General features: G+C 74.5%; 6 protein-coding genes. 4 read left to right on the top strand and 2 right to left on the bottom strand.

The window, feature by feature from the left end; all coding sequences use genetic code 11:
• Nucleotides 1-92: 92 nt before the first annotated feature.
• Complete coding sequence (locus tag CP978_RS13860; protein WP_150478221.1) at nucleotides 93-1,322, bottom strand: serine/threonine-protein kinase; 1,230 nt, start codon at nucleotides 1,320-1,322, stop codon at nucleotides 93-95.
• A gap of 243 nt (nucleotides 1,323-1,565) precedes the next feature.
• Nucleotides 1,566-3,203 (bottom strand): serine/threonine-protein kinase, encoded by a 1,638-nt coding sequence (locus CP978_RS13855; protein ID WP_043440705.1) that lies wholly within the window; start codon nucleotides 3,201-3,203, stop codon nucleotides 1,566-1,568.
• 497 nt (nucleotides 3,204-3,700) lie between these two features.
• Between CP978_RS13855 and CP978_RS13850 the strand changes: the two genes are divergently transcribed.
• The 4 genes from CP978_RS13850 (at nucleotide 3,701) to CP978_RS13835 (ending at nucleotide 14,218) form a co-directional block, all read left to right on the top strand.
• Nucleotides 3,701-7,228, top strand: coding sequence for an FHA domain-containing protein (locus CP978_RS13850; protein ID WP_043440708.1), 3,528 nt, complete (start codon nucleotides 3,701-3,703; stop codon nucleotides 7,226-7,228).
• Nucleotides 7,229-7,505: 277 nt separating this feature from the next.
• Entirely contained in the window at nucleotides 7,506-9,761 is a 2,256-nt protein-coding gene (locus CP978_RS13845; RefSeq protein ID WP_043440709.1) for a bifunctional glycosyltransferase/CDP-glycerol:glycerophosphate glycerophosphotransferase, read from the top strand.
• Nucleotides 9,762-9,827: 66 nt separating this feature from the next.
• Complete coding sequence (locus CP978_RS13840) at nucleotides 9,828-12,005, top strand: bifunctional glycosyltransferase family 2 protein/CDP-glycerol:glycerophosphate glycerophosphotransferase (protein WP_043440713.1); 2,178 nt, start codon at nucleotides 9,828-9,830, stop codon at nucleotides 12,003-12,005.
• Nucleotides 12,006-12,010: 5 nt separating this feature from the next.
• On the top strand, nucleotides 12,011-14,218 hold the full coding sequence (locus CP978_RS13835; protein ID WP_043440715.1) for a bifunctional glycosyltransferase/CDP-glycerol:glycerophosphate glycerophosphotransferase: 2,208 nt from the start codon (nucleotides 12,011-12,013) through the stop codon (nucleotides 14,216-14,218).
• Nucleotides 14,219-14,500 lie beyond the last annotated feature (282 nt).

Here is a 14,500-nt window from a genome sequence, read left to right as displayed (position 1 = left end):
CGGTTACCCCGTGCGCCCGGCGGCGGAGAACCGTGACGGGAAGTGGGACGGGGCGGGGCGTCGCGGGGCAGCCGGTGCTTTCGGAACTCGCCCTACGGCACGGCCGGGGCCGAGTTCCCGGTGGGCGGAGGTTGTCCGCCGTCCTCGTCGGACACGGCCAGCCAGGTCCCCACGCCGACCGCGGCCAGCACCACCGTGCTCACGGCGGCCAGGACGATCCTGCGGCGGCGGGCCTGCGCACGGCGGCGGGCCGAGCCCGGGCGCGGGGCGCCCACCGCCCGGGGCACCCGGGCGGTGCCACGGGCGCCGCCCGCCAGCTCGTCCGGCATCGGCACCCGCATCGAGGTGTGGGTGTCCCGGTTGGAGTCCGGCCTGGCCCCCGGCACCAACGGCACCGCCCCACGGCGTTCCCGCGCCGCCTCGGGCCTGCCCGGCACGGCCTCGGGGGCCTCCTGCTCCGTCTCCGCGTCCGGTTCGTCCACGTCCAGCGGCGGAATGCCTGCCAGCAGCGGCAGTTGCTCCCGCAGCCGGGCCGCCAGCTCCGACGCCCGCAGCCGCGACGCCGGCGCCTTGGCCAGGCACTGCACCATCAGCCGCCACAGCTCGTCCGGGATGCCGGGGAGCGGAACCACCGTCTCCGTGACATGGCGGCGCAGCACCGCCCCCGGATGGCCGCCGCCGAACGGGGTGAAGCCCGCAAGCAGCTCGTAGAGGACCGTCATCAGCGCATAGATGTCCACGGCCGCGCTCGGCGGCAGGCCCTCCACGACCTCCGGCGCCAGATAGTCGGGAGTGCCGATGATCTTCGTCGCGCGGGTGCGGCGCGGGGAGTCGATCAGCTTCGCCACACCGAAGTCCGTGAGCAGCGCCGGGTGCGCGCCGCCGGGGCCCAGCGGCCCCTCCATGTCCAGCAGCACATTCTCCGGCTTCACATCGCGGTGCACCACGCCCGCCGCGTGTGCCGCCGCCAGCCCCTCCGCCACGTCCGCCACGATCGCGACCGCCGCCTCGGGCGACAGTCGGCGCTCCCGGTCCAGGCGGGTCCGCAGATCGGTGCCCCGGACCAGGTCCATGACCAGTGCCAGGTCGTTGCCGTCGACCACCAGGTCCCGTACGGACACGACATGGGGATGCTCCAGCCCCAACAGCGCCGTGCGCTCCCGGACGAAGCGGCCCACGAGCTCCTGGTCGGACGCGAGGTCCTCGCGCAACAGCTTGACGGCGACGGGCCCGTCCGGCCCCTCGCCCAGCCACACCGTGCCGGCGCTCCCCCGTCCCAGAATCTGGTTCGCGGTGTACCGGCTGCCGATCTTCCGTGCCAAGGCTGCTCCTACTGGGGACGCGTGGTGCCGACGCTGCGCCGTTCCGGGAACCGGTCCGGCGGCGGCTGGCGCCGACCCGCGGGTCCCGGTCGACAAACCTACGCGTCCGGAGCGACGGCCTTCACCGCCGAGACGGAAATCATCCGTTGGGTGTCGACAAATCCCCATGCCCGGACCGCTCCGGGGTCGTGCCGGGGGCATGCGCCGCGCCGACGGCCCGTCGCCCCCGGCTCCTCAGCTGCTCTAGCCGAACCACCCGGTCACCGTGTCGTACCAGTCCTTCAGCTGGTCCCAGTACGTGTTCGTGGTGCCGAGCCAGCCCTGGAGCGGACTGAACTCCCACACCAGCCACCCCGCGACGAACAGGATGAGGACCATGAACAGGCACCCCTTCAGGCAGCCGAGTCCCGGGATCTTCATCGGGTTGGCGCTGCGCTGCCGCGGCGGACGCGGCTCGCGCGCCGGCCGCGGGGCGGGCTGCTGAGGCTGCTGGGGCGCGGGCGCATACCGCTGGGGCTGCTGCTGCGGGGCGGGTGCGTACTGCTGCCGCTGGGGCTGCTGCTGCGGGGCGGGCGCGTACTGCTGCCGCTGGGGCTGCTGCTGATATCCGTACCCGGGCCCGGGCTGCTGCGGCCGCTGCTGGGGACGCGCGACCTGCCGCTGCGGCCTGCGGCGCAGCGGGTCCTGCTCCGGGTCGAGGTACTGGACCTGGGTCTGTTCGTTGCGGTCGCGGGCCGCGCGCAGCTGGTTCTGCCAGGGGTGCGGCTCCTGCTGCCCGGGCTCGGCCCCCGGCGGCACCGGCGGCAGCACCGCCGTGGGGTCGGCCGCGCCGGTGTTCGGCAGCATGGCGGTGGGGTCCGCGGAGTCCACGGTGTGCGGCAGGACGCTGGTGGCCGCGTTCGGGTCGAAGGAGGCCGAGCCCTGCGGCAGCACCTGGGTGGCGTCGGCGGCGCCGGGCACGGCGGCCGGGGCCGGGTCCGGCCCGAGCAGCGCGCCCACACCCTCGGCGGCGGCGATCTGCGCGGAGTTCGCATGCACCCCGACGCCCTCCGCCACGACCCTCAGCGCCCGCGCCAGGTTCTCGGCGCTGGGCCGGTCGTCCGGGTTCTTGCGCAGACAGCGGTCGATGACCGTCCACAGCGGGTCGGGCACCGTGGAGGGACGGCGGGGCTCCTCGCTCAGATGCTGGTGAAGCACTTCGAGGGCGGTCGCCCCGGCGAACGGCGGGCGCCCGGTGATCAGCTCGTACAGCAGGATGCCGGCGCCGTAGATGTCGACGGCGGAGGTCTGCGGACGGCCCTCGGCGGACTCGGGGGCGACATAGGCGGGCGTGCCCACGAACTCATGGGTACGGGTGAGACCGGGCGAGTCGGCCAGTCGGGCGATACCGAAGTCGGTCAGCATCGGGTGCATCTGCCCGTGCTCCTGCTTGAGCAGGACGTTCGCGGGCTTGAGGTCGCGGTGCACCACTCCGTCCGCGTGGCTCGCGGCCAGCGCGTCGGCGATCTGCGCGGTGAGCAGGGATGCGGCGACCGGCGAGAAGGGGCCGTTGTCGCGGAGGTAGCGGTGCAGGTCGGGACCCTCGACCAGGTCCATGACCAGCGCCAGCAGATCGCCCTCGACCACCAGGTCCCGCACCCGCACGATGTTCGGGTGGGTCAGGCGCAGCAGGACGGACCGCTCCCGCAGGAACCGCATCACGATGTCCGCGTCGCTCGCCAGCTCCTCCTTGAGGACCTTGATCGCCACGGTCTCGCCTGGCTGGCCCGCGACGGCCGCCTCGGCGCCCGCGGCCTCCCGCTGGCTGGCACGCCAGACGGTGCCCGTGGCGCCGCGTCCGAGCGGTTCCACGAGCAGGTATTTGCTGCCGACCGGCCGCACGTCATGCGCTCCCTGCTGCTTGCTTGCCTGGTACGTCCACCGTGCTACTGGTGTTCCGCCCCACTGTAGTGCCGTCGCTCGCGGCACCGGGCGGTCGGCGGCCCGTCCGTACACCGCCGTATTCCACCGTCATGGGCGTCATTCCACAACCGCGGAGGACGGCGGCGAGATCACCGCGCCCCGCACCACCCGCACCTCCGTCTCCGTGGGGGTACGACGAGAAGACGTCCGCCTCGGTGACCAGGTTGCCCGAACCAGGCGTGAGCGGTCTCAAGCGGACCGCGGCCGGGCACCGCGCAGGCATTTTTGGGGGCAGAGCCGACCAATCAAGATCACATGGCTGCGGGCGGCGGGCGCACTGTCCGTGGCAGGTGCGAGGATGCTCCCCGTACTGGCCGATGTGTTCGTGTGCGGTGGGGGGAAGTAGCGGTGGGGGACCGCGACTTCGGCTCCGTCCCCGTGCGCGGGCGTCCGCGCAGAAGGGACCGCTGACGGCGATGCAGATCCGGCTGACCGTCGTAGATCCGCAGGGCCCGCCCCCCACCTCACGGGCCCGCGCCGCAAGCTGCGATGTGCTGGTCACCGCGCCCGCCGGGACGGCGCTGGCCGCGGTGGCCTCGGCCCTGGCCGCGGCGGCGGGAGCGGGCGGGGGTGCCTCCTCGAGCGAACGGGGCCGGGAGCCCGGGAGCGGGCCCGTGGTGCTGTACGCGGGCACGGAGCGGCTGGACGCACAGCGTTGCACCCTGGGCGAGCCGCCGCTGCTGGACGGCGCGGTGCTGACCCTGGGCGCTCCCGCGGAGCCGGGCCCCGAGCCGGACGAGGACGCGGCCCAGCTCCATGTGGTCGCGGGCCCTGACGCGGGCGGTGTCCATCTGCTGCACGGCGGGGTGATCCGCATCGGCCGGTCCGCCGACGCGGACGTGCCGCTGGACGACCCGGACGTCTCCCGGCTGCACTGCGCGGTCACGGTCACCGCCGACGGCCGGGTCTCGGTCGCCGACCTGGGCTCCACCAACGGCACGGTGCTCGACGGCCGCCCGGTGACCGACCAGCCGGTGCGTCTCGCCCCGGGGGCCCTGCTGCGCCTCGGCGAGTCCTCCCTGCGGCTGGCCGCGTCCCGCGGCATAAGGTCCGTGGGCACGGCGCCGGACGGCGAGGGACATGTCCGCGTCCTCGGAGAGGAGCCGGGAGGCACGACGACGGCCGAGCCGCGCGCACGCACGGGACGGGTGAGCGGGTTCGCGCCCGGCGCCGCCAGGGGCGGCCGCACCGGCGGCGACGGCACCCCACGGGACGGACGGCACGGCTCCGGCACCGCCGCCCCGGAGCCCGGTCCTGCCCGCACGGACCGCCCCACCCCGGCCGGGAGCCTCTCCGGTGACACCCATCATGGCTTCGGCGACACCGCCTGGGGCGCCTCGGGCGGCCACGCCCCGGGAGCACAGGAGCACCGGACCGGGGAACCGCTGTCCCCCGGTCCCTCGGGTCCACCCCGCCGACCGGAGGAGGGCCCCGCGGCGCCGGCCGTACCGGAGCAGGGCGGCGCCCCCTCGGTCGAGAACCCGGTCCCGGTGTCCGGGGGCGCGATGGTGTTCGACGGCACCCGCAAGGGCACCCCGCCCCGGGGCATCCAGGTGCCGCCGGGCCTGCGCAGGCGCGGCGCGTTCACCGCATGGGCGCGCCGGCTCGCCGGGAGCCGCTTCGACCAGGGCGGCGCCGGGCGGACGGCGTACGAGGAGGGGGGCGTCCCGGCCTTCGCGGCCCTCCAGGCCCGGGCCCCGGAGAAGTGGCCCGACCCCGCGGCCCTGCTGCTGACCGCGCTCGGCCCCGGACCGCGGCTGTGGGAGCGCGGCCCCGACCATCCCGAGGCGCTCACGGTGCGGCTTGGCACGGCCGACCGGGTGTCGCCGGACGGCTCCGGGGTGCTGCCCGCCGTCCCGGTGACCGCCGGGCTGCGCGAGGTGGGCGCGCTGGGTCTGGCCGGGCCCCGGGAGCGGCTGACCGGGCTGGCCCGCGCGGTGCTGGCACAGCTCGCCGCGCTGCACTCCCCCGATGCCCTGGAGCTGGTCCTGATCAGCGCCGATCGCTCCCGTCCACTGGCGGAGCGCACCGCCGACTGGTCCTGGCTCGGCTGGCTCCCCCAGGTCCGCCCGGGCCACGGCCAGGACTGCCGGCTGCTGCTGGCGTACGACGCCGACCAGGCGGTGGCCCGTACGGACGAGCTGCTGCGCCGGCTCAAGGACCACCTGGCGGAACCGGCGGGCTCCCCCGCCACGTCCGGTGCCGCTCGCCCCACGGTCACGGACCACACGACCGGCACGGACCGCGTCACCGGCGCGACGGGCCCGTCCGGCCCGACCGGCCGCACGTACGGCAGCTGGCACCACCCGGCCGCTCAGGACGCCCCCGCGCGGCGAGGCGCCGGCCGACGCCGTCCCTCCCCGGTGCAGGACGGCGCCTTCACCGGTCCCTGCACGGTGGTGGTCGTGGACGGCGATCCCGGTGCCGAGGTGCGCGAGGCCCTGGTGCGGCTGGCACGGGACGGCGCGCGGGCCGGGATCCATCTGCTGTGCCTGGCCGAGGCGCCCTCCTGCTCACCCGCCTCACCGGTGACCCAGACCTATGAGGCGGCCTGCGCGGTCTCACCGGCGTTCCGTGAGTGCGGTGCCGTCGGTCTGCTGAGCGGCGATGTGGCGACGGCCCTGCGACTGCTGCGGGTCGCGCCCGGGGAGGGCACGGACAGCGTGCGCGGCACGCGTGCCCCGGTGGGGCACGGCACGGTCGCCGCCGTGGACGCGGTGTCCCCGGCCTGGGCGGAGCGGTTCGCCCGGGCGCTCGCCCCGCTGCGCCCGGACGGCGGCGGGGACCGGCACCCACGGGTGTCGGCGCCGTTGCCGCAGATGGCGCGGCTGCTGGACGAGCTGGGGCTGGCACGGGCCACCCCCGCCTCCCTGATGGCGCGCTGGGCGGACGCGACGGACGACCCCGGGGCGCCGGGCGGGCGCGCCTGGGCGGTGCTGGGCGCCGGTCCCCGCGGTCCGGTCCCTCTGGATCTGGCCGCGGAGGGACCGCATCTGCTGATCGAGGGACCGCCCGGCAGCGGCCGTACGGAGCTGCTGCGCTCGATCGCCGCGGCGCTGGCGTCGGTCGAGCGTCCGGACCGGCTGGGGCTGGTGCTGGTCGACGGCCGCGACCGCGCGGAGAACGGCGCGCGGGGCGGTGACGGCCTCGGGGTGTGCACGGATCTGCCGCATGTCACCACCCATCTCGCGGCCAACGACCCGGTGCGCATGCGGGAGTTCGCGCAGTCCCTCAGTGCCGAGCTGAAGCGGCGGGCCGAGCTGCTGGGGCGGCTCGGTTTCATCGAATGGCACCTCCAGCGGGAGGTGTCGGGCAGCCGGATCGTGCCGCAGCGGGCGGGGGGTTCGGCCTCGGGCGACCTGGACTCGCCGCCGAGCACCACCCTGCGGCTGCGGCCGGGGGCGAAGCGCCGGCAACCGGAGCCGGGGCCCGCGCTGGCCCGGCTGGTGGTGCTGGTCGACGACCTGGACGCACTGCTGTCCCCGGCGCTCGGCTCACCGGGCCGCCCGGCGGCCGGGTCGGTCGTCAGGGCGCTGGAGGCGGTGGCCCTGCACGGGGGCCGGCTCGGGGTGCATCTGGTGGCCGCCACGCACCCGGGCGGACGGACGGCGCAGTGGGAGCCGGCCCGCACGGCCCCGCTGCGCATCGCCCTGGAGGAGGTGTCCTCGGGCGCGGACGAACCGGCCCCCGGCCGTGGACGGTTGACGAGACCGGACGGCACGATGACGCCCTTCCAGGGCGGGCGGATCACGGGGCGCATCCCTCGCACGGCGACGCTCCGCCCCACGGTCGTCCCGCTGGAGTGGCATCGCATGGGCGACCCGCCGACCCGGCGTCCGGTCCGCGAGCTGGGGAACGGGCCCACGGATCTGGCCCTGTTGGCGAGCGCGCTGGAGAGGGCGGCACGGTCGGTGTCGGCGACCGAGGTCCCCTCACTGCTGTGACCGGGGCTCCTCGGTCACGGGCGTGTTCGTCCCGAGGGTGATCCCGCGGGGCCGTCCGCCGCGCGCTCCCGCGGCGGTTCGCCTCCGGCGGCCCGTCGGGCAGCGTCAAACGGCGCCGTCCGCACGGAAGTTCACGGGTGGGCCGGGCCCCGGCCCGCTCCTCGCCGTTCACCTGGGTTTTCCACCCGCGTTCCCCCGCTTGCCACGTCCGGCGTAACCAAAGGGCGTCATCGGCCGTTTCCGGGCAGTATGCCCGCGCCGATCCCATGGATGCCCGTTGCCCAGGTTCAGTGTCATCGTCCCCGCGTTCAAGGTTCAGGCGTACCTCCAGGAATGCCTCACCTCCGTGCTGGAACAGTCGTACACGGACTTCGAGGTGATCGCCGTGGACGACTGCTCACCCGACGCCTGCGGCGCGATCGTCGACGAGTTCGCCGCCCGTGACCCCCGGGTGCACCCGGTGCATCTGCCGCAGAACATGGGACTCGGCCGGGCCCGCAACGCGGCGCTGGAGCGGGCGAGCGGCGACTATCTGCTCTTTCTGGACGGCGACGACACCCTGACCCCGGGCGCGCTGCGGGACATCGCCGACCGGCTGAAGGAGACCTCCGACCCGGATGTGCTGGTCTTCGACTACGCCCGCACGTACTGGACCGGCCAGGCCGTCCGCAATCAACTCGCCCATCTGCTCGACGAGGAGGGCCCCGCGCCGTTCCGCCTGGACGACCGCCCCGGCCTGCTGTCCCTGCTGATGGTGGTGTGGAACAAGGCGTACCGCCGGGAGTTCGTCGAGCGCGAGGGCTTCGCCTTCCCTCCCGGCTACTACGAGGACACCCCCTGGACGTTCCCGGTGCTGCTGAGCGCGGACACCCTCGCCACCCTCGACCGGGTCTGCGTCCACTACCGCCAGCGCCGCCGGGGCAGCATCCTCGGCTCCACCAGCCGCAAGCACTTCGACGTCCTCGACCAGTACGACCGGGTCTTCGCCCATCTCGACGCGCACCCCGGACTCGCCCACTGGCGGCCCGCGCTGTTCCACCGCATGGTCGGCCATCTGGCCACGGTCTACACCCGGCGCGACCGGCTGCCCCGGGACAGCCGCGCCGAGTTCCTGCGCCGGGCCCGCGCCCACTACCGCCGCCATCGCGTCCCGGGCCCCCCACTGGAACCGCGGCATCTGCTGATCCGTTTCGGCGCCCATCGCACCTACCGCCTGCTGTCCGCGGTGTCCCGGCCGGCGCGCGGAGTCCGGCGCACGGCCGCCCGGACCGGCCGCCGGCTGACCGCTCTCGCGCTGCGGGCGCACTACCGCGTCCAGCTCCGCCTCCCGCTGCGCGCCGACCGGGCCGTCTTCACCCGTGACGGGGGAGGCGTCTACGGCTGCAACCCGGGCGCCCTGGAGTCGGCGTTCCGTCAGCTGGTCCCGCACATCCGCACGGCGTGGATCGCCCGGCCCGAGCACCAGCACACCGTCCCGGTCGCCACCCGCCGGCTGCGGCCCGGCTCGGCCGCGTACTGGACCGCACTGGCCCGCTCCACATACCTCGTCCACAACGCGGACTTCGACGACCGCATGGTCAAACGCCCCGGCCAGGTGCTGATCCAGACCCGGCGGGGCACCCCGCTCGCCCGGATGGGCCTGGACCTCCTGGGCCGTCCGGCCGGCCCCCGCGACACCGACCTCGCCCGGATGCTGCGCTCCGCCGACACCTGGGACTACGTCCTGTCCGGCAACCGTCACTCCACCCTGGTGTGGGAGCGCGCATACCCCTCCGGGTTCACCGCGCTGGAGTACGGGCTCCCCCGCAACGACGTCTTCGCGCACGCCACCGCGGCCGATGTGACCCGGCTGCGGCAGACCCTCGGCATCCCCGAGGACTCGGTGGCGATCCTCTACGCGCCGACATACCGCGACCACCGGCGCGAGGGGAGTCCCGCCCTCGATCCGGAGCGGCTGCTGCAACGGCTCGGCCCGCGCTTCGTCCTGCTGACCCGTGCCCACCCCGGGCACGGCGCACCGCCCGCGCGGACCTCGAGCGGCCGGGTGATCGATGTCTCCGGCCGTCCGAGCGTGGAGTCGCTGTGCCTGGCCTCGGACGTCCTGGTCACCGACTTCTCGTCGATCATGTTCGACTACGCCAATCTGGACCGGCCGATCGTGGTGTACGCCGACGACTGGGAGACGTACGAGGCGACCCGCGGCACCTACTTCGATCTGCGCGGCTTCCCGCCGGGCGCGATCGCGCGCGACGAGGACGAGCTGATCGACGTCTTCGCCGGCGGCCGCTGGTGCGACTCCCGCTCGGCGCGGCTGCGGACGTCGTTCCGCGAGCGGTTCTGCCCCCATGACGACGGGCGCGCCGCCGAGCGGATCGTGCGCCGGGTGGTCCTCGGGGAGAGCGCCTGGCAACCGCCGGTGGTCCCGCCCGCGGACCGCCGTCCGGCCCCCGCCGCCATGGCGTGCCCGCCGGCCGTGCCACCGGCGACCGTCCCCGCGCCCGCCCGCCGTGCGGTGCTCACCGAGCGCCTCTGACCCGCGCGCACGTCCATGACGCACCGGCCCCGGGGCGGAAACCGGGAGCCCTAGAGAAAGAGCAGCATGCCCCGCTTCAGCATCATCGTCCCCGCCTCCGGTGTCGCCGGCCGGCTGTCCCAGGCACTGGACTCCGTCCTCACCCAGTCCTTCGGCGACTTCGAGCTGATCCCGGTCTGTGACGCGCCCGGCTCACCGGCCGGCGCGGTCGCCGCCGGGTACGCCGAGCGGGACCACCGGGTCGTGCCCATGACGTCGCCGTCCTCGGGCGGCCCCGGAGTGGCCCGGACCACCGGGGCGGGCGCCGCGACCGGGACCTATCTGCTGTTCCTCGAGGGGGACGACGTCCTGACGCCCGGCGCCCTCGCCGCGATCGACGCCCGTCTGACGGAGACCGGCGAGGTGGACGTCCTCTACTTCGACCATCAGCGGGTGCACTGGTGGGACGGCGAGACCTCCACTCCCCCGCTGGGCGAGGCGCCCGAGGGTGCCTTCACCCCCGGTGAGGCCCCGGAGCTGACCGGGGTGTCCGTGCCGGCCTGGAGCGCCGCCTACCGTCGCGCGTTCGTGGCCGGGCATCGCCTGGTGTTCCCCGCGAGCCCCTTCGCCGACCTCGGCTGGGGCGGTCTGGTCACCATCGCCGCCGAGCGGGTGGCGGTGCTGCGCACGGTGTGCGTAAGGCATCTGCTGCGCCGGCAGGGCCCCGGGCCAGAGAGCCCCGGCGAGCAGCGGACGGACCTTCTCGACCAGGTCGAGCTGGTGCTGGACCGGGCGGTCGCGGCCGGTCTGCCCGAGGACCGGCTCGGGCCGCTGTTCGCGCAGCTCTTCTCCGTGGTGCTGGACACCGCCGCGCAGCCGGAACGGCTCCCCGCGCGGTGGCGCCGCCGCCTCTTCCGGCGGGCGTCCCGGCTCTACCGCCGCCGGCGCCCGGCCGGTTTCCGGCCCGGGGTGCGGCACCGGCTGCTCGCCGCCGGTGCCTACGGCGCGTTCCGGGTGCTGTGCGGCGGCGGCCGGGTCGCGGCGCGGGCCCGGCGCGGGACGCTCCGGCCGCGTGGACTGCGTACCCGGCTGCACTATGCGCTGGCCCTGCGCCGCCCGCTCGACGCCGAGTTGGCCGTGTACTGCGCCTACTGGGGCCGTGGGTACAGCTGCAACCCGGCCGCGATCCATCGTGCGGCCCGTGAACTCGCCCCGCACATCCGCTCGGTGTTCCTGGTGGAGCCGGAGGCCGTGGCGGGCCTGCCGAAGGACGTGGAGTACGCGGTGCTGGGCAGCCGCGCCTCCTGGGACCTGCTCGCCCGCGCCACGTACCTGATCAACAACGCCAACTTCGCCGACGGGATGGTGAAACGGCCGGGCAGCGTGCATGTGCAGACCCAGCACGGCACCCCGCTGAAGAAGATGGGCGTCGACCAGTCGACGTATCCCGTGGTCGCGGCCACCACCGGCAGTTTCTCCAAGCTGCTGGCGCGCGTGGACCGCTGGGACTTCAACCTCTCCTCCAACCGGCACTCCACCGAGATGTGGGAGCGGGCCTTCCCCGGCTCCTACGAGACCCTGGAGTACGGCTATCCGCGCAACGACGTCTACTACACCGCGACCGCCGAGGACGTCGCCCGGCTCCGGCGCGAACTGGGCGTCCCCGAGGGCCGGACGGCCCTGCTCTACGCGCCGACGCACCGCGACTACAGCACCGGCTTCGACTCGCGCCTCGATCTGGAGGCGTTCTGCGAGGCGGTCGGCGAGGACTTCGTGGTGCTGCTGCGCGCCCACTACTTCTACGACCGGGGTGTGGAGCGCGCCGGGGGCCGGATCATCGATGTCACCGGGCACCGTTCCTCCGAGGACGTCTGTCTGGCCGCGGACGCGCTGATCACCGACTACTCGTCGATCATGTTCGACTACGCCAATCTGGACCGGCCGATCGTGGTGTACGCCGACGACTGGGAGGTGTACCGGGAGACCCGGGGCGTCTACTTCGACCTGATGGAGGCGCCGCCGGGCCGGGTGGCCCGGACGCCCGAGGAACTGGCCGCCGTCTTCCGCGACGGCTCCTATGCGAACGGCTCCGCCACCGCCCGCCGGGCCGCCTTCCGCCGCCGTTTCTGCCAGTTCGACGACGGGCGCGCCGCGGAGCGCGTGGTGCGCCGGGTGCTGCTGGGCGAGCCGCCGGAGTCGATCCCGCCCGTGATCCCGCTCGCCGAGCGCATCCCGGCCCCGGCCCACGCCCTCGTGAGGAGCTGATTCCCGTGCCCCGCTTCAGTGTCATCGTCCCCGTGTTCAAGGTGCAGGGATTTCTGCGCGAGTGCCTCGACTCGGTGCTCGGGCAGTCGTACGCCGACTTCGAGGTGATCGCCGTCGACGACTGTTCGCCCGACGGCTGCGGGGCGATCCTCGACGAGTACGCCGAACGCGATCCGAGGGTGCGGGTGCTGCATCTGCCGGAGAACGTCGGTCTGGGCCGCGCCCGCAACGCCGGAATGCCGTACGCCACCGGGGACTTCCTCTTCTTCCTGGACAGCGACGACACGCTCACCCCGGGGGCGCTGCGGGCGATCGCGGACCGGCTGGAGGAGGCACGCGACCCGGACGTCCTGGTCTTCGACTACGCCCGCACCTACTGGTGGGGCGGCACCCGCCGCAATGTGCTGGCCCGGGTGCTCGCCGAGGCGTCCGTGGGCACCTTCACCGCGGTGGAGCGCCCGGAGATCCTGGAACTGCTGATGGTGGTGTGGAACAAGGTCTACCGCCGGGGCTATGTCACCGAGCACGGCTTCCGCTTCCCGCCGGGCTACTACGAGGACACGCCCTGGACGTTCCCGGTGCTGCTCGGCGCCCGGCGGATCGCGGCCCTGGACCGGATCTGCGTCCACTACCGGCAGCGCCGCCAGGGCAACATCCTGTCCACCACCAGCCGGAAGCACTTCGACATCCACGACCAGTACGAGCGGGTGTTCGCCCATGTGGACGCCCACCCGGAGCTGGCCCGTTGGCGGCCGTATCTGCACCGCAAGATGGGTGAGCACTGTCTGGACATCCTCGCCAAGCCGGACCGGCTGCCCCCGTCGGACAAGGGCGAGTTCTTCCGGCGCACCGCCGAACTCTTCCGCAGACACCGCACCTCGACGCCGGTCCCCGCCGAACTGCGGGTGCTGGAGGGGAGTTACGCGCGCTATCTGACCCGGCGACGGGCCGCGGCGGCCGGCAGCGCCCTGGACCGGCGTGCCCGGGGGGCCCGCAAGGCAGCGGTGAAACGGGTCAAGCGCGGCTGGTCCTGGGCGCACGAGCGGCGGCCCCTCGACCCGAACCTGGCGCTCTACTCGGCGTTCTCGCACCGCGGGGTGCTGGGCGATCCGGCCGCGATCCACCGCGCGGCACGCGATCTCGCCCCGCACATCCGGGGCGTGTGGGTGGTGCGCCGGGACCAGGTGGAGCAGCTGCCGCCGGACATCGAGTACGTCCTGCCCGACTCCCTGGAGTACCGGCGCCTCGCCGCGCGGGCCACCTATTTCGTCAACAACGTCAACTGGCCCCGGGTCCTGGCCAAACGCCCCGGCAGCGTCCATGTCCACACCCATCAGGGCACCCCGCTGAAGTACATGGGGGCCGATCTGCTGGGCAAGCCGGGCGCCCGGCAGGGGGTCGATGTGCCGGGGATGCTGCGCCGCGCCGACCGCTGGGACCACAGCCTGGTCGCCAACCGCCACTCCGAGCTGGTCTGGGACCGCGCCTACCCCTGCCGCTTCGCCTCGGCCCGCACCGGCAGCCCCCGCAACGACGTCCTGGTCAACGCCAAGCCGGACGACGGGGCCGCCTTCCGCCTGCGGCACTCCATCCCGGAGGACCACACGGTCGTGCTGTACGCCCCGACCCGCCGCGACCATGTGCGGGGCGGTCATGTGGAGCGCTTCGACCTGGCCCGGTTCGCGGAGGACCTGGGCGAGGGCCACACCCTCGTCGTCCGGCTGCACCCGTCGCTGGCGAAGGGTCCGGCCCGCGGGATGGGGCTCGCGGAGCTGCACCGGCGGGGCGCGCTGGTGGACGCCACCGACTGGCCGCGGGTCGAGGAGGTGATGCTCGCCTCGGACGCCCTGGTCACGGACTACTCGGCCCTGATGTTCGACTACGCCAATCTGGACCGGCCGATCGTGGTGCACGCCGACGACTGGGGCGCGTACACGGCGAGCAGGGGCGCCTACTTCGACATCACCGCGGGCGCGCCCGGGCATGTCTCGCGCTCCTACCGCGAGCTGACCTGGCTCTTCGCCTCCGGCTCCTGGCAGGACACGGAGGCGACGGAACTGCGCTCCGGGTTCCGGGACCGGTTCTGCGAGTTCGACGACGGCCGAGCGGCCGAACGAGTGGTACGAACCCTGATGCTGGGCGAACCGGACACCCCGATCTCGATCCCGCTCCCGGCAACAGCAGGCGACGACGAGGCACCGGCCCACGCCTGACCGGCCGAGGGCCGCCCGCCATGGAGCACGGGGCAAGGCCCCCGGCCGGGGCCCCGGGCGGGGACCGGCCGTGGCGGACAGCACGCCATCGGGGCACAGTGCCTCGATGGCGTGCCCGAGCGGGAACAGCGCCGTTCCCGTCAGGCAGCCGCCCGCCGCCCGGACGGGCAACTGCGCCGTCGCGCGTTCGCCGTGGACGGCACATGCCCGCGCGGAGCAGTCCGGCAAGACGGCACCCGGGTGTTCGTCATCACCGCCGTCCGCCGCAACGACGCCCTGACC

The organism is Streptomyces nodosus (assembly GCF_008704995.1).
Taxonomy (GTDB): domain Bacteria; phylum Actinomycetota; class Actinomycetes; order Streptomycetales; family Streptomycetaceae; genus Streptomyces; species Streptomyces nodosus.
The sequence above is the reverse complement of the archived record's forward strand: the minus strand, read 5'-3'. Positions and strand labels throughout refer to the sequence as shown.